Annotated in this window: 17 protein-coding genes and 1 tRNA gene; 8 read left to right on the top strand and 10 right to left on the bottom strand. The window is 69.4% G+C overall.

Annotated elements, in window-relative coordinates; all coding sequences use genetic code 11:
* The first annotated feature begins 59 nt into the window (after positions 1-59).
* The 3 genes from ADBZ9K_RS06830 to ADBZ9K_RS06820 all read left to right on the top strand — a co-directional run bounded on the left by ADBZ9K_RS06830 (position 60) and on the right by ADBZ9K_RS06820 (position 1071).
* Complete coding sequence (locus ADBZ9K_RS06830) at positions 60-488, top strand: DUF3052 family protein (protein WP_526619336.1); 429 nt, start codon at positions 60-62, stop codon at positions 486-488.
* Positions 485-949: a peroxiredoxin gene (locus ADBZ9K_RS06825; protein WP_526619335.1), complete on the top strand. Its 465-nt coding sequence runs from the start codon at positions 485-487 to the stop codon at positions 947-949. Before ADBZ9K_RS06830 ends, ADBZ9K_RS06825 begins: the two co-directional genes overlap by 4 nt.
* Before the next feature lie 47 nt (positions 950-996).
* A tRNA-Val gene (locus ADBZ9K_RS06820) sits at positions 997-1071 on the top strand.
* Positions 1072-1117: 46 nt separating this feature from the next.
* On the opposite strand, the gene ADBZ9K_RS06815 is transcribed toward ADBZ9K_RS06820, so the two are convergent.
* Positions 1118-1540: a winged helix-turn-helix transcriptional regulator gene (locus tag ADBZ9K_RS06815; RefSeq protein ID WP_526619334.1), complete on the bottom strand. Its 423-nt coding sequence runs from the start codon at positions 1538-1540 to the stop codon at positions 1118-1120.
* 85 nt (positions 1541-1625) lie between these two features.
* Here ADBZ9K_RS06815 and ADBZ9K_RS06810 point away from each other — a divergent pair, with 85 nt between their 5' ends.
* The gene (locus tag ADBZ9K_RS06810) at positions 1626-2888 is read left to right on the top strand and encodes an amidohydrolase family protein (RefSeq protein ID WP_526619332.1); all 1263 of its coding nucleotides are present in this window, start codon (positions 1626-1628) and stop codon (positions 2886-2888) included.
* A gap of 72 nt (positions 2889-2960) precedes the next feature.
* Here the strand turns inward: ADBZ9K_RS06810 and ADBZ9K_RS06805 are convergent, their stop codons facing one another.
* The 6 genes from ADBZ9K_RS06805 to ADBZ9K_RS06780 all read right to left on the bottom strand — a co-directional run bounded on the left by ADBZ9K_RS06805 (position 2961) and on the right by ADBZ9K_RS06780 (position 8673).
* Positions 2961-3386: a DUF6319 family protein gene (locus tag ADBZ9K_RS06805; RefSeq protein WP_526619331.1), complete on the bottom strand. Its 426-nt coding sequence runs from the start codon at positions 3384-3386 to the stop codon at positions 2961-2963.
* Between the two features lie 224 nt (positions 3387-3610).
* On the bottom strand, positions 3611-3847 hold the full coding sequence (locus tag ADBZ9K_RS06800; protein WP_526619330.1) for a hypothetical protein: 237 nt from the start codon (positions 3845-3847) through the stop codon (positions 3611-3613).
* Between the two features lie 228 nt (positions 3848-4075).
* A complete protein-coding gene (locus ADBZ9K_RS06795) occupies positions 4076-5530 on the bottom strand; it encodes an aldehyde dehydrogenase (protein ID WP_526619329.1) in 1455 nt (484 codons plus the stop codon).
* 154 nt (positions 5531-5684) lie between these two features.
* On the bottom strand, positions 5685-5921 hold the full coding sequence (locus tag ADBZ9K_RS06790; protein ID WP_526619328.1) for a hypothetical protein: 237 nt from the start codon (positions 5919-5921) through the stop codon (positions 5685-5687).
* 196 nt (positions 5922-6117) lie between these two features.
* Positions 6118-7830: an amidohydrolase gene (locus ADBZ9K_RS06785; protein WP_526619327.1), complete on the bottom strand. Its 1713-nt coding sequence runs from the start codon at positions 7828-7830 to the stop codon at positions 6118-6120.
* Between the two features lie 27 nt (positions 7831-7857).
* Positions 7858-8673 carry an oxygenase MpaB family protein gene (locus ADBZ9K_RS06780; RefSeq protein ID WP_526619326.1) on the bottom strand — a complete coding sequence of 272 codons (816 nt, stop codon included), beginning with the start codon at positions 8671-8673 and terminating at the stop codon, positions 7858-7860.
* Between the two features lie 72 nt (positions 8674-8745).
* Here ADBZ9K_RS06780 and ADBZ9K_RS06775 point away from each other — a divergent pair, with 72 nt between their 5' ends.
* Positions 8746-9681: a cobalamin biosynthesis protein gene (locus tag ADBZ9K_RS06775; protein ID WP_526619325.1), complete on the top strand. Its 936-nt coding sequence runs from the start codon at positions 8746-8748 to the stop codon at positions 9679-9681.
* Here the strand turns inward: ADBZ9K_RS06775 and ADBZ9K_RS06770 are convergent.
* From ADBZ9K_RS06770 to ADBZ9K_RS06760, 3 genes are read right to left on the bottom strand one after another with little or no spacing between them, the layout of a single operon-like run.
* Positions 9635-10462, bottom strand: coding sequence for an SURF1 family cytochrome oxidase biogenesis protein (locus tag ADBZ9K_RS06770; protein WP_526619323.1), 828 nt, complete (start codon positions 10460-10462; stop codon positions 9635-9637). The two genes, ADBZ9K_RS06775 and ADBZ9K_RS06770, sit on opposite strands and share 47 nt — an antisense overlap.
* Entirely contained in the window at positions 10462-10956 is a 495-nt protein-coding gene (locus tag ADBZ9K_RS06765; protein ID WP_526619322.1) for a low molecular weight protein-tyrosine-phosphatase, read from the bottom strand. Before ADBZ9K_RS06765 ends, ADBZ9K_RS06770 begins: the two co-directional genes overlap by 1 nt.
* Positions 10949-11620 (bottom strand): HAD-IA family hydrolase, encoded by a 672-nt coding sequence (locus tag ADBZ9K_RS06760; RefSeq protein ID WP_526619321.1) that lies wholly within the window; start codon positions 11618-11620, stop codon positions 10949-10951. Before ADBZ9K_RS06760 ends, ADBZ9K_RS06765 begins: the two co-directional genes overlap by 8 nt.
* Positions 11621-11796: 176 nt before the next feature.
* Here ADBZ9K_RS06760 and ADBZ9K_RS06755 point away from each other — a divergent pair, with 176 nt between their 5' ends.
* Genes ADBZ9K_RS06755 through ADBZ9K_RS06745 form a run of 3 tightly spaced genes read left to right on the top strand, consistent with a single transcriptional unit; the run spans position 11797 to position 14770 of the window.
* Positions 11797-12936, top strand: coding sequence for a Nif3-like dinuclear metal center hexameric protein (locus ADBZ9K_RS06755; protein ID WP_526619320.1), 1140 nt, complete (start codon positions 11797-11799; stop codon positions 12934-12936).
* Complete coding sequence (locus tag ADBZ9K_RS06750; RefSeq protein WP_526619318.1) at positions 12933-13670, top strand: zinc ribbon domain-containing protein; 738 nt, start codon at positions 12933-12935, stop codon at positions 13668-13670. The genes ADBZ9K_RS06755 and ADBZ9K_RS06750 overlap by 4 nt, the downstream gene beginning before the upstream one ends.
* Positions 13667-14770 carry a bifunctional RNase H/acid phosphatase gene (locus ADBZ9K_RS06745; RefSeq protein WP_526619317.1) on the top strand — a complete coding sequence of 368 codons (1104 nt, stop codon included), beginning with the start codon at positions 13667-13669 and terminating at the stop codon, positions 14768-14770. Before ADBZ9K_RS06750 ends, ADBZ9K_RS06745 begins: the two co-directional genes overlap by 4 nt.

The following is a 14770-nucleotide window of genomic DNA, read 5'->3' as shown; positions in this document are numbered from 1 at the left end:
GCGCGTCGTGCGACGATAGGGCCGAGACAGCCGACCCTGATTTGAAGGAGGTTCCGACGGTGGTCGCGGAGGGTGGCCCCCCGAGCTATGCCCAGAGGCTGGGTATCCAGAAAGATCAGGTCATACAGGAGTTGGGCTGGGACGAGGACACTGACGACGACATCCGGGCTGATGTCGAGGACACCTCGGGCGGTGAACTGCTCGATGAGGACTCCGACGAAGTCGTCGACGTGGTTCTGCTGTGGTGGCGAGACAGTGACGGTGACCTCGTGGACCGCCTGATGGACGCTATCGCTCCGCTGGCCGACGACGGCGTCATCTGGGTGCTGACGCCCAAGACCGGGAAACCCGGTCACGTACTTCCGGCGGAGATCGCCGAATCGGCGCCGACCGCCGGGTTGATGCAGACCTCGTCTGCCAACCTGGGCGACTGGAGCGCCAGCCGACTGGTGCAGCCGAAGTCGAAGGCGGCCGGGAGGCACTCGTGACCGCTGAAGTCGGCACCGAGGCCCCCGACTTCACCCTCAAAGACCAGAACGGTCAACCCGTCACGCTCAGTGACTTCCGGGGCGCCAAGAACGTGCTGCTGGTGTTTTTCCCGCTCGCGTTCACCGGGATCTGCCAGGGCGAGCTCGACGAGATCCGCGATCATCAGCCCGTCTACGACAACACCGACACCGCCACCCTGGCGATCTCGGTGGGCCCCCCGCCGACGCACAAGATCTGGGCGACCCAGAGCGGGTTCCTGTTCCCCGTGCTGTCGGACTTTTGGCCGCACGGCGCGGTCGCCCAGGACTATGGGGTGTTCAACGCCGACGCCGGCTTTCCCAACCGCGGCACCTTCGTGATCGATCGGGCCGGGATCATCCGGTTCGCCGAATGCAAGCAGCCCGGCGAGGCCCGCGACCAGTCGGTGTGGACCGAGGCGCTGGCCGCGCTGACGGTCTGATCCGGATTTCCCTGTGCGCGCGGGATCCGTGTAACCTGCCCGGGCACGGGCGTGTAGCTCAGTGGTAGAGCTCTGGTTTTACACACCAGCGGTCGGGGGTTCGAAACCCTCCGCGCCCACCAATATCCGGCCAGCAGACGCTCGGCCGGTGCATGGGGACCGGCGCGATCACTGGGTGGCGGCTTGTTCCGAGTCCGGGAGCGGCGCCGAGGCGATGCCGTCGATCATCCGGCGCGCGCCGGCATCCGGCGGAATCGGCCGACCCTCGTCGTCGACTGGGGCGCCCGCCCACACCCGTAGTGCGTCCATCGCGGGGCCGAGGGCCCGTCCGCGTTCGGTGAGCCGGTAGGTCACGGTGATCGGCGGGCCCGGGTCCACGTCGCGTTCGGCCACCCCGATGGTCTGCAGTTCGGTGAGTCGCTCGCTCAAGACCCGCTTGGACAGGGCAGGCAGCGCGGCGTTCAGTTCGCTGAATCGGGCCGGGCGTTGCAGCAGCAGGTCGACGAGCAGTCCGGTCCAGCGCTTGCCGAGCAGACCGAAGACCTCCTCGGTGTACGAACAGGCTCGCAATGGTGGTCCCGCCTCAGACATGTCTTCAGGATACGAATCGGTGCCCGCTTGCAAACCTGGTTATAAAAAGTAACCTGATTGGAGTTGGGAACCATTGCCTGCCGGCGTGACGGGAGTGACAGCGTTGACCGATGAACCCGCGCTGACGACGGGGGCCGGCGATCCCGCGATCTTCGACCTCGTCATCCGCCGCGCACACGTCTTCGACGGTCGCCGGTCGCACGTCGGGCTCTACGACGTCGCGATCAACGGGACACAGATCGCCGCCGTCTCGGCCTTGTCGCTGCGAGGCGCAACAGAAGTCGATGCGGCCGCGGGCTGGGTGATGCCGGGCCTGATCGACACCCACCTGCACTTCTACGATGTCCGGGCGGTGTCCGACCCCGAATCGATGCGGGCGTTCGAGAAAGACGAACTTCCCGGCCGGCTCGAGCTGTTCCTTGCCCACGGCATCACCACCATCAAGTCGGTGGGTGATCCGACGGAGCAGATACTGGCGACCCGGGCCAGGATCGCTGCGGGTGTCTTGCGCGGCCCGCGTCTGCTGGCGACCGGCTGTGGCATCACCGGTCGCGACGGGCATCCTGCTGCCACCGTGTTCGGTCAGAATCCTTGGGCGCGAGAGCGATTCACCGGTGAGGTCGGTAGCGTCCGGCAGATGCGTGAGCTGGTGTACCACCTGGCCGACCAGGAAGTGGACGCGATCAAACTTCTCTGCGAGGGTGCGTGCGCCTGCGCCGGGCCCGCCACGTACGTGTGGCGGAATCCCGCCTTCCCGGCGGGCGTGGAGATCGTGCGGTTGCCTTCCGAGTTCCTTGAAGCGGGCATCGGCGCCGCACATGAGCGGGGGCTGAGGGTAACCGTGCACACCACCCAGCAGGTCGCGGCGCGTGAGGCCGTCACCGCCGGTGCGGACGGGTTGGAGCACGGGGTCACCGTTGAACCCATCACCGATCACTCGCTGATCGATCTGATGCTCGACCGCGGTATCACCTACACCCCGACACTGTGGGTCGACGACGCCGCGCATCCGGATGCCCGAGGGAACCTCAAGAAGGTAGCCGATGCCGGCGTCCATATCGCCCTGGGCAGCGACACCTTCTGTGGCCGCGGTCTTTTCGGGGCGAACACGCTGGAAGAGGCCGAGCTGATGGTCGCAGCGGGGATGACGCCGGAGCAGGTGCTGGTCGCAGGCACCGGTGCCGCAGCGCGCCAGTGCGTCCGCCCCGACCTCGGCGTGGTGGCGCCCGGCAAACGAGCCGACCTGATTGTGCTGGCCGCCGATCCCACCGAGGACATCGGCAACCTTCGTCAGCTCACGATGACGATCCTCGACGGCCGCATCGTCGTCGACAACCGCCAGACCTGACGGCGGCGTGACTACGGTCGGCCGACGAGAACGTGCTTCACCACCGGCATCAGCAGCAGAAGCCCGCGGGGCTCAGGCCAACTCGGCCAGGGCCTTGCGGGCCGCTTCGAGTTCGGCCTCCAGTGCGCTGACCCTGGCCGCTTGTTGCGAGCGCGCCTCCTCGATGACCTCGTCGATCGGGGCCGAGAGGTCCTCATGCAGTTCCTTGGCCGCCCGCGACACGGCGGCGGCCGCGACCGCCAGGCCCTTCGCGAGGTAGGTGCTGCCCTGCTTGAGCTCGGCGCGCCATTCACCGTCGGCGGTGCCGGTGACGGTCAGGGTCAGCTCCAAGGTCTTGGTCTTCTTGCCTGCCGCGCGCTTGGCCGGAGCCTTCATGGGCGCCGCATCGGCGGATTCGGCGATCGACGACGTGGCCGGGGCGCTCTCGACCGGTCGCAGCACGACGGGAGTGTCGGAATGGGTGTACGGCGCTTCTGGTGCCAGAGTGTCTACAGTCATCGTTGCGGGGATCTCCTCGTGAACATGGCCCGCGGTGCGCGGGCTGGACCGTGCGCCCATTAGAACACATGTTCGAGACGCTGCCAACCCGCTGGGGCCACGCGATCGCGGGTGGAGTATCCAAAGTGCTTATCTGGCAAGGGATTCGCGAACCTCGGACTATGGCGAATCCCGCCCGGGCCGGATGGCCCGGACGGGATCGGTGACGGCGACGTCGGGTGGTCCTACGGCGCGTAGCAGCGCTCGTCGCCGTTGTCGTTGAGCCAGCAGTTCGGGCTGATGAAGTGCGCGCCCGGGCCGGGGAGGTTGATGATGCAGGTGCCGTTCTCGAGGTGGTATCCGTAGCCACAGCCGTCGGCGGCGCTTGCGGTGGGGGCGAAGCCCAGGCCAAGGGCCAGGGCGCCGGCGGCGGCGGTACCGGCAAAGATTCCTGCAACGCGCTTGGTGATCCGTGCGGTCATGATGTCCTCCAAAGTGTTGTCGGGTTGTTCGGTCTGCTCGTGTTGAGCGAGGCTCGTGATGAATAGTGCGCTCGGTCACACCCGGCGTCTGTCCGCCAAGCGGACGGGACGGGGGGCGAATCTCGCGTACTCCGATCGGGGGACACCGATCGACCTCACAACCGGGAGGGCGAAGTCGAATGAACCAGTAAATCCGTTGCTAGACAACAGGATAGAGCCAGATGGCGGCTAGTCGGGTGGCCCGTAGATCGACTTGAGTTCCAGGTACGCAGCGAGGCCTTCTGGTCCCAACTCACGGCCGATCCCGCTGGCCTTCACCCCACCGAAGGGGGCCGTCGGGTCGGGCATGTAGTGGTTGATCCCCACCGTGCCCGACCGCACGCGCTGCGCAACCGCCATCCCGCGCAGGGGGTCGGTGGTCCACACCGAGCCCCCCAGTCCGTAGTCGTTGTCGTTGGCGATGCGCACCGCGTCGTCGTCGTCCTCGTAACCGATGATCGACAGGACCGGCCCGAAGACCTCCTCCCTGGCGATCGTGTCGGCGTTGTCGACGTCGGCGAAAACCGTGGGCGCTATGAACCATCCGGTGTCGAGTCCCGGTGGGCGGCCGCCTCCGGTGGTGCGTCGGGCGCCGTCACGTTCGGCGGTTGCGATGTACGCCTGGACCCGGTCGCGCTGGCGGGAGCTGGCCAGCGGACCGATCTGGGTGGCCGGGTCCAGTGAATCGCCGACGGTCAGGGATGCGGCCAGTGCAGTGACCGCCTCGACGACCTCGGTGTAACGCGAGCGTGGCGCGAGGATTCGCGACCCGATGAAGCATGTCTGGCCGTTGTTGAGAAGTGTTGCGGCAAAGAGCTTCTCGCCGATCACACTCAGATCGAGGTCGGCATCGTCGAGGATGATTGCCGCGGACTTGCCACCGAGTTCCAAGGTGACCGGACGCAACAAGTCTCCGCAGACCGCGGCGACCGCACGGCCGGCCTGGGTGGACCCGGTGAACGCGACCTTGTCGATTCCGGGGTGGGCGACCAGGTGAGCGCCCGTGTCGCGGCCACCGGGGACCACGTTGATCACCCCCGGGGGAAGGTCGGATTCGGCGACCGCCTCGGCGAACAGGACGGCGTCGAACACCGTCTCCGGTGACGGCTTGATGACGAACGTGCACCCCGCGGCCAGGCCGGGCGCGTACTTGAACGCGCCGAGCGACTGGGGAAAGTTCCACGGAATAATGGCGCCGACGACGCCGATCGGTGTCCGGGTGATGGTGGTCGAACCCCCGAGCAGCCCGCGTCGGTGGATCGTCCACGGCTCCGTGCGCGCCAGCTGCGCGTAGTAGCGCAGCAGCACCTGGGGGAAGACGGATTCCAGCTGCGTGGCGATCGAGATCGGCATGCCGTTCTGCGCGCTGACGGCACGCGCGAGGTCTCCGGCTCGCCGATCCAGGGCATCGGCAAGGGTTTCCATGGCCGCGGCCCGCTTGTCTGCCGGCCAGTGCGGCCAGCCGCTGGGATCGTCGAATGTGTCGCGGGCGGCCGCCACGGCCGCATCGACGTCGGCGGGCCCGGCCGCGGCAACGGTTCCCAACCGCTGCTCGTCGTTGGGGGAGACCACGACGATCTCCTCACCCGAACTCGGAGCGGCCCATCGGCCGCCGATCAGGAACATGTCGTGGTGGGTGCTCATGGGCCACAACGTAGTGACGCGGAGTCCGAATACCGTGCTATTCCAGTCGAATGCGCTCGAACGAGCGGCGGAAATATCCCTTCCGGGGGGCCTGCAGAAACGCACCCGCCCGGGCCAGTCGGCCCGGGCGGGATTAATCAGGAAGTCGTGGTGCTCAGTAGCAGCGCTGGTCGCCGTTGTCGTTGATCCAGCAGTTGGGGTGGCCGGGGTCGGCCTGCGCGCCGGGGCCGGGCAGGTTGACCACGCAGCTGCCGCCGTCGAGGTGGTAGCCGTAGCCGCAGTCTTGGGCGGCGCTTGCGGTGGGGGCGAAGCTCAGGCCCAGTGCCAGGGCGCCGGCGGCGACAGCACTGGCGAGAAATCCTGCGGCGCGCTTCGAGGTCTGTGCGGTCATGGTGTCCTCCGAGTTTGTGGGGCCTGCCCTGGCTGGCGAGGCACGAGATGAATACTGCGCCCGTGCCGGCCCGGCGTCTGTCCACCAAGCAGGCCCTTGCGGGGATGAACCGCGTGTACTCCGATTGGGGGACCTCGACCAGACGCGGCGCCTGCCAGACAAGCCTGGGTGATCCGGGCTAGGGGCGTGCCCTCGGTCAGCAGCAGCTATGGCGCGGTTCGTCAGCCAGATGCGCGTGCCGGCCGGGGTCGGCCCCGCCAACCGCGCCGGCGAACGCATCCAGGTCGATGCGCGCACCGCTCAGCCACGTCCCGCTGACCGCAGCCTTGTCGGCAAGCTCCGCGGGGTCGACCGCGTAGGGGTCGGCGGCCAGCTCGGTGAAATCGGCGAGCTTGCCCACCTCGATGGACCCAACGAGCTTGTCCCGGTGCAGGGTTCGGGCGGCGTCGATGGTGTGCGCGCGCAACGCCTGGTCGAGGCTGATGGCCTGATCGGCGCCGTGGACGTTGCCCGCCCGGGTGCGCCGCGTCACCGCTGTCTGAATGTTGAGCACGGGCGTCGGCGGGGACACCGACCCGTCGTTGTGCAGCGACACCACCGCCCCCGACGCCACCGCGTCGGCGAACGCCTGCCACCTGCTGCCGTGGTCGTGATCGAAGATCTGACCGTCTAGCAGCTCACCCCAGTAGTAGTACTGGAACGGCGCCATGGAGATGTGCACGCCCAGCCCCGCGGCCCGGTCGAACAGGGCTCGGGTGCCCGCCCCCAGATGTTCCAGACGCCAACGATGGTCGGTGCCGATCAGGTTGTGCCGGTTCAGCGCCGCCTCGTAGGCATCCAGGGCGAGCGTGATGGCCAGATCGCCGTTGGCGTGGAAGGCCATCTGCCAGCCGGTCGGGGCGGCGATGTCGAGGACCGCATCGAGCTGCTCGCGGGTGTAGTTCATCGATTGCGGCCCACCGGCCACCGTCGGGTCAATACCGGCGGTTCGGGTGGCGTCGGTGCTCAGGTACGGAAACGAGATCGCGATGTTGCCGATCCACGGTGAGCCGTCGGTCCACAATTTGACGCCCTGCTTGACCAGCAGTGTCTCTGCGGCGCTGAAGGTTTCGGCGTCGTTGAAGGTGGGCGTGGTCGACATCTCCCACATGCTGATCCGCAACGGGCACGACGGCGCGGCGGCCAGCGCCTCGTAGGCCGCCTTGAGCTTCGGGTCGTAAGTCATGTCGGAGGTCGAGGTGTAGCCGCCCCTGGACATCCACGCGTAGTACTCCGCGGCGCTGATCAGCGGGTTGCCCAGCTCGGTCAGGATCGGCCCGGCGACCGCCACCAGCACCGGGGTCTCGAAGCCCTGGCCGTCGAGGGAGCCGTCGGCATTACGGCCGAAGTGACCGCCGACCGGCTCGGCGGGCGGATTGACGTCCCAGCCGTAGCGCTTCATCACCGCAGTGTTGAAATACACGCCGTGGCCGGAGTTGTCGGTCACCACCGCGACCCTGCTGCCGAAGATGCGATCCAGCTCAGCGGCTTTGGGGGAGGGACGCTTGTGTAGCAACGCGTCGAAACCGGCGAACAGCAGCGGTGTACGGGGGTCGGTGCCGGCGATGGCGTCGGCGAAGACCGCTTCGACATCGGACCAGGTCGGCGCGTCCCACGGTGCAATCGACCGGGCCGGCGGCTGGGTAGCTACCCCGCTCATCACCGGATGGCTATGCGGCTCAATGAATCCCGGAACAAGGGCGGCGGCCCCGGTGTCGATCACCTCGGCGTCGGGGTGGTTGTCCCGGCACTCGTCCACCGATCCGACCGCGGCGATCCGGCCGTCCACGACCGCGACCGCATCGGCTCGCGGCTGGGCGCGATCCATGGTGATGATGGTCCCGGCCGTCAGGATCTGCTGGTTGGACATGGTCCCCCTTGGGTTGTTGTTCTGGCCTCAGACGATTGGTTGTCCCAGGCGGGCGCGGGCCCGCATGTCCCACAGGTACAGCTGGTAGCCGAAGACCCACGCGCGGTGCGGGATCAGCCGGTCGGCCAGTCGCAGCGCGCTCAGCAGCCACTCGAACCGACGCTGCCGGGCGGCACCCCACGGCAGGTGCATCATCGCGCGGAACTCCGGGGGCAGGAACCCGGTGGTGGCGAACAGGTTGAATCGGCCCAGCGTCGCACGCACCGGCCATGGCATGAATGCCATGGCGGCAACACCTTTGAGGTGCTCGCGCACCGGCGGGTCGATGCGCAGGTCGTCCAGGGACCGCTTCCAATACTCCTCGAAGGCGGCCCGGTCGGCGGGCCACATGTTCTCCCGTACCTGCAGCGTGGTACCCAGCCGGCTGGCGTCGGCATAGACCGCGTCGGCCGACGCGTCGTCCAGCGGGCCGTGCAGGAACTCGTGCTGGTCGACGTAGTAGCGGTACAGGCAGGCCGCCACCCACAGCTGCAGCTGCGGATCGAAGGCGCGGTAGGGGACCGGGCTGGTGGGCCCCGAGCGAACCTGGGCGTGGGCGGTGCCGACCGCGGCGCGGATCAGGGCCCGGTCGGCGTCGGTGCCGATGGTGGCCGCCGCCAGATAGGTGCCGGTGGTGCGGGCCCGCTTGATCGGATGCCGGTAGACGTTGCCGCTGTCCACCGGGCTCTCCAGGACCCCGTAACCGACGCCCGGACGAGCCAGCTGCATGACGATGTTGGCCGCGGGAAGTAACACCGCGGCCGGGTTGAGCAGGTCGGAAACCTGTCTCGGGCGTCGCGTCATCCCGGCCCCACCGGGGCAGTACACCACGTGTGAGAGAGTGCCGGGGTGTTTGCGCGCAGACGGTGGCGGGCCGTGGGGATCTTCACGGCCGCGCTGGCCGACGTGGTCCTGGCCGATCCGGCACGCGGCCATCCCGTCGCGGGGTTCGGTTGGTGCGCAGCCGCACTCGAAAAACTCAGCTACCGCGACAGCCGGTCGGCCGGGGTGCTGCACACCGGTGCGTTGTTGGCCGGGCTGGCCGCCGCCGGTGCGCTCGTCCAGCGACGGACACACGGTCCCGCGCTGGCGGCCGTGACCGGCGCCGCGACGTGGGTGGCGCTGGGCGGGACCTCGCTGGCCCGCACCGGCACCGCGCTGGCCGACCTGCTGGACGACGACGACATCGACGGCGCGCGAATACTGCTGCCGTCACTGTGCGGCCGCGACCCGTCGGTGCTCGACACCGACGGCCTGGCTCGCGCCGCGCTGGAATCGGTGGCCGAGAACACCTCAGACGCCCACGTAGCCCCGCTGTTGTGGGCAGCCGCCGGGGGAGTGCCCGCGGTGTTGGTCTACCGCGGGGTCAATACCCTGGATGCGATGATCGGGCACCGGTCGCCGCGGTACGCCCGGTTCGGTTGGGCCGCAGCGCGTTTGGACGATGCCGCGAACTACGTCGCGGCGCGGGTGGCCGGCGCGCTGGTGGTGGTGTGCGCACCGCTGGTCGGCGGTTCGCCGGGCGGGGCGCTGCGGGCCTGGCGTCGCGACGCGGCGCGCCACCCCAGCCCGAACGCCGGCGTGGTGGAGGCGAGCTTCGCCGGGGCGCTGGGCGTGCGACTCGGTGGCCCGACGCAGTACCGCCATCAGCTGGAAATCAGGCCGACCCTTGGCGACGGCCGGGTTCCTGGCGTGCAGGACCTGCGCCGCTCGGTACGGCTGTCGTTGGTGGTGCAGGCCGCCGCGGCCGGTCTCGCGGTGGGTCTTACTGCCGTCGGCCGTAGCGGTCGGCGAGCTTGTCCTCGACGGTGACCGGTGCCTCCGGCTTGGCGGCCGCGGCCGCGACCGCGGCGGCGTCCCGGCGGCGGGCCTGGATCTCCGAGTACACGAAATAGCCCAGCCCGATCGGGGCGACGATGCCGAACGCGATCCACTGGATCCCGTAGGACAGGAAGGGACCGGCATCCAGGCGGGGCAGCTCGGCGACGCCCAGCACGCCCGGCTGATTCTCGACCAGCTGCAGGTAGGACCCCGCCAGCGGCACTCCGGTGGTCCGGGTGATCAGGGCAGTGTCGATGGCGTAGACCTGGGTCAGGCCGTCCTCCTGGAACGGCGGCTTGTCCGCAGGTGCGGTCTCGGAGTCGCGCAGCCGCGCGGTAATCGTCACCGTCCCCGCCGGGACGGGCGCGATCTCGGGCACCTTGGACGCCTGCACCGGGCGCACGTAGCCCCGGTCGACCAGCACCGTCGGGCCGCCGTCGACCACGAACGGCACCAACACCTCGAAGGCCGGTTCGCCGCCGATCACCCGCAGCCGGGCCAGCACCTGCGCCGGCGCGACGTAGTGCCCGGTCGCTGTCACCTCGCGCCACTGTGCGTCCGGAGCCGACGAATTCTGCTGTGGCAGAAAGGTCGTCAGCGGAACCGGGGCCGCCTTCAGCGATGCCTCGATCTGGTTGTTCTCCCGGGTGGTCGTGCTGTTCTTGCCCAACTGCCAGGGCGCCAGCACGGTGAAGCACAGGTAGGCGAACGCCACCACGACCAGAGCCAGCGCCAGCCAGCCCGGCCGCAGCAGGAACGTCCAGCGCTTCATCAGCCGGTCAGCCCCTGTCCGGCCAACCGTTCGTCGACCCAGGCGTGCAGGCCGGGCAGGGCGGCCTCGATCACGGTGAAGGTCTCTTCGAAATCGGCGTGGTTGCCGTAGTAGGGGTCCTCGACATCCTGCGGGTGCGCACCCGAGCGCGGGTCGAAGGAACGCAGCAGCCGCAGCCGGTCCGGTTCCACACCCAGGTGGGTGAGCATCCGCAGGTGGTTGCGGCCCAGCGCGACCACGAGATCGGCCGCCAGGTGCTCGTCGCCGACCTGCGCCGCGCTGTGCTCGGTGGGGTAGCCGTGCTGGCGCAGGACGGTGTTGGCCCGCTCGTCGGCGCCGTCCCCGACATGCCAGTGCCCGGTCCCGGCGCTGCTCACCCGCACCAGGTTGGCCAGGCCGCGCTGGCCGATCTGGTGGGCGAACATCTTCTCGGCCATCGGAGACCGGCAGATGTTGCCCGAACAGACGAACGTCACGTGCAGGGGATCAGACACCGAGCACCTCGCGCAGGGCGGGCACGGTCGAGACGTGGGCGGCCGCGGCGTCGGCCAGGTGCGGCTCCAGGAAATCCGCCGCGCCATAGCCCCAGCCGACCACCACGGTATCGATGCCGTGCTCGGCCGCGCCCTCGACGTCGTGCGCACGGTCGCCGACCATGATAAGCCGCTCGGGCAGGGGCCGCAGCTGCTCCAGCGCGTGGGCCACCACATCGGCTTTGGCCGAGCGCGAGCCGTCGACGCTGGCGCCGGCGATCACGTCGAAGTAGTCGGACAGCCCGAAGTGCTCGAGGATGCGCCGCGCGGTCGGCTCGGCTTTCGACGTGGCGACCGCCAGGCGTACCCCGGCTGCCCGCAGGTCGCCCAGCAACTGGGGAATCCCGTCGAACGGGCTGTTCATCGCCCATCCGCGGCTGGTGTAGTCGGCGCGGTAGGCCGCGATCGCCTCGTCGGCACGCTCACCCAACCCCATGCCCAGCAGGGTCTGGTGCATCGGCGGGCCGACGATCCGACCGGCCAGGTCACCGTCGGGAACGTCGGCGCCGACCACGGCCAGTGCGTGCCGGAAACTGGCCACGATCCCTTCGGCCGAGTCGGTGAGGGTGCCGTCGAGGTCGAAGATCACCAACTGCGGTCGGGTGTCGGAGGCCGTGCGTGTCACGGCTCCATTGTCCCTGATCCTCGCGGGAAGCCGCCGGACGCCTCGGAATGGCTCTGAATGACTGCGGGCCGGCAGTGCGCACTACTGTGCTTGACGTGGCGGAGGTGCAGCGATGAGCGCTTGCGCGAAGAGCAGAAGGCCGCGATGAGCGCTTGCGCGAAGAGCAGAGGGCTGGGATGAGTGTGAAACTCGCCGAGGTGATCGCCGTGCTCGACGCCGCCTACCCGCCGGCCCTCGCGCACAGCTGGGATTCGGTGGGGCTGGTGTGCGGCGACCCCGACGACACCGTCGACACCGTGACGGTCGCCATCGACGCCACCGCGGAGGTGGTGTCGACCGTGGGTCCGCGCGGACTGCTGCTGGCCCACCACCCGCTGCTGTTGCGCGGGGTGGACACGGTGGCTGCCAGCACCCCGAAGGGCGCGCTGATCCACCAGTTGGTGCGCACCGGTTCGGCGCTGTTCACCGCCCACACCAACGCCGACTCGGCGAATCCGGGGGTGTCCGACGCGCTGGCCGAGGTCCTCGGCCTGAATGTGGACGGCGTCCTGGAGCCGGCCGCCAGCGGCTCGGACACCGATAAATGGGTGATCTTCGTGCCCGCGGCCGACGCCGAGGCGGTGCGCTCGGCGGTGTTCGCCGCCGGTGCCGGCCACATCGGGGGCTACTCGCAATGCAGCTGGGCCGTGACGGGCACCGGCCAGTTCCTGCCCGGCGCAGGCACCTCGCCGACCATCGGAACACGCGGGGCGCTCGAGCGGGTGCCCGAGGACCGAGTCGAGGTGGTGGCCCCGACACGCCTGCGTGCCCGCGTGCTGGAGGCGCTGCGCGCCGCCCACCCCTACGGGGAACCGGCGTTCGACGTGCTGCCCCTGGCGCCGCTTCCGGCACCTGTCGGGATCGGCCGGATCGGCACCCTGCCCCAGCCGCTGCGCTTCTCGGAGTTCGCCGCGCGGGTGAACGCGGCACTGCCCCGGACGACGTGGGGGGTGCGCGCCGCCGGCAACCCGGCGGCCGTGGTGTCGCGGGTGGCGGTGTGCGGCGGCGCGGGCGACTCGCTGCTGGCGGCTGCGGCCAAGGCCGGGGTCGACGCCTACGTCACCGCCGACCTGCGCCACCACCCCGCCGATGAGCACCGGCGCGGCAGCGGCGTCGCCCTGGTCGACGTTGCCCACTGGGCCAGCGAGTACCCGTGGTGTGCCCAGGCCGCGGCGCTGCTCACCCATCACTTCGGCGCGGCGCTGCCGGTCACGATCTGCGGCCTGCGCACCGACCCTTGGAACATCGAGCTCCACCCTGCGAAAGGCACATCGTGAAAGCTGAACTGGCACAGCAACATCTGCTCTACGAGCTGGCCGAGCTCGACGCCGAGCTGGGCCGCATGAAGCACCGCGCCGCCAACCTGCCCGAGCAGCAGAGCTACGAGCAGGTACAGGGCGAGCATCACGCCGCCAACGACCGGCTGGCCGCACTGAGCATCGCGATCGAGGACATCGATGCCCAGGTCTCACGCTTCGAATCCGAGATCGACGGTGTGCGCCAACGCGAGGACCGCGACCGTAAACTGCTGGACTCCGGCACCGTCAACCCCAAGCAGCTCGAGGAACTCCAGCACGAGCTGCATACCCTCGAGCGCAGGCAGGCCAGCCTCGAGGATTCGCTGCTGGAGGTGATGGAGCGCCGCGAGCAACTGGCCACCGATCAGGCCCGGGAACTGGCGAAAATCGATGGGCTGCACAATGATCTGGCCGCTGCACAGCAGGCCCGCGACGACGCACTGGCCGAGATCGACCAACAGCGCGGGCAGCGGATCTCCCGGCGGGAGGCCGTGGTGTCGGGCCTGCCAGCGGAGCTGGTGGACCTCTACGAGCGCCAACGGGCCACCGGCGGTGTCGGCGCCGGGCGGCTGCAGGGCCGTCGCTGTGGCGCCTGCCGCATCGAACTCGACCGGGGCGAGCTGGCCAGGATCTCGGCCGCACCCGACGACGAAGTGCTGCGGTGCCCCGAGTGCCGCGCGATCCTGTTGCGGGTCGGTGGGTTCGGCCAGTGAAGGTGCTCGTCGAAGCCGACGGCGGATCGCGCGGTAACCCCGGTCCGGCCGGCTACGGATGCGTGGTCTGGTCGGCCGACCACACCACCGTCTTGGCCGAGCACGGGCACGCGATCGGGATCACCACCAACAACGTCGCCGAGTACCGGGGCCTGATCGCAGGGCTGGAGGAAGCCCGCCGGCTGGGCGCGGACGAGGTTGGCGTGTCGATGGATTCGAAGCTGGTCGTCGAGCAGATGAGCGGGCGCTGGAAGGTCAAGCACCCGGCGATGGCCGAGCTTCATCAGCAGGCCCGCGCGCTGGCGTCGACCTTCGCGTCGGTCACCTACCGGTGGATCCCGCGGGCGCAGAACTCCTACGCCGACCGGCTGGCCAACGAGGCGATGGACGGCGCGATCCTGGGTGAGCCGGCCGAGCATGCGACCGTCGTCGATCCACCGGCCGGAGCCCTCGCCGTACCGCCCGCGGCCTGGACCGGCAACCAGGGCGCGCCCACCCGGCTGCTGCTGCTGCGCCACGGCCAGACCGAATTCTCCCGCCAGCGCCGGTATTCGGGGCGCGGCAACCCAGAACTCACCGACACCGGGCGCGCGCAGGCCGAGGCAGCGGCGCGGTATCTGGCGCAGGGTGGCGGGATCTCGGCGGTGGTCAGCTCGCCGCTGCAGCGGTCATACGACACGGCGACGGCAGCGGCCAAGGCGCTGGGCCTCGGCGTAGCTGTCGACGAGGATTTGATCGAAACCGATTTCGGTGCCTGGGAGGGGCTGACGTTCGCCGAAGCCAGCAAGCGGGACCCTGATCTGCACGGGAACTGGTTGCGCGACACCAGCCTGCGACCGCCGGGCGGGGAGAGTTTCGACGACGTCGCCGACCGCGTGCAGCGGGCGCGTACCCGCATCGTCGCCGAGCATCCGGGCGGCACCGTGCTCGTGGTGTCGCACGTGACGCCGATCAAGACGCTGCTGCGGCTGGCGCTGGATGCCGGCAGCAGCATCCTGCACCGGCTGCACCTTGATCTGGCCTCGCTGAGCATCGCCGAGTTCTACCCCGACGGCGGCTCCTCGGTGCGGTTGGTCAACCAGACCTCCTACTTGGGCTGA

The organism is Mycobacterium sp. (genome assembly GCF_965229265.1).
Lineage (GTDB): Bacteria > Actinomycetota > Actinomycetes > Mycobacteriales > Mycobacteriaceae > Mycobacterium.
Note: the sequence above shows the minus strand (reverse complement) of the source record. Positions and strands in the feature narration are given on the sequence as shown.

Bases quoted from the DNA above. Each gene is read 5' to 3' on its own strand.
- ADBZ9K_RS06755 (WP_526619320.1), top strand. From the start codon at position 11,797: ATGAGTGTGAAACTCGCCGAGGTGATCGCCGTGCTCGACGCCGCCTAC.
- ADBZ9K_RS06790 (WP_526619328.1), bottom strand. From the start codon at position 5,921: ATGACCGCACAGACCTCGAAGCGCGCCGCAGGATTTCTCGCCAGTGCT.
- ADBZ9K_RS06795 (WP_526619329.1), bottom strand. From the start codon at position 5,530: ATGAGCACCCACCACGACATGTTCCTGATCGGCGGCCGATGGGCCGCT.
- ADBZ9K_RS06815 (WP_526619334.1), bottom strand. From the start codon at position 1,540: ATGTCTGAGGCGGGACCACCATTGCGAGCCTGTTCGTACACCGAGGAG.
- ADBZ9K_RS06800 (WP_526619330.1), bottom strand. From the start codon at position 3,847: ATGACCGCACGGATCACCAAGCGCGTTGCAGGAATCTTTGCCGGTACC.
- ADBZ9K_RS06780 (WP_526619326.1), bottom strand. From the start codon at position 8,673: ATGACGCGACGCCCGAGACAGGTTTCCGACCTGCTCAACCCGGCCGCG.
- ADBZ9K_RS06770 (WP_526619323.1), bottom strand. From the start codon at position 10,462: ATGAAGCGCTGGACGTTCCTGCTGCGGCCGGGCTGGCTGGCGCTGGCT.
- ADBZ9K_RS06785 (WP_526619327.1), bottom strand. From the start codon at position 7,830: ATGTCCAACCAGCAGATCCTGACGGCCGGGACCATCATCACCATGGAT.
- ADBZ9K_RS06805 (WP_526619331.1), bottom strand. From the start codon at position 3,386: ATGACTGTAGACACTCTGGCACCAGAAGCGCCGTACACCCATTCCGAC.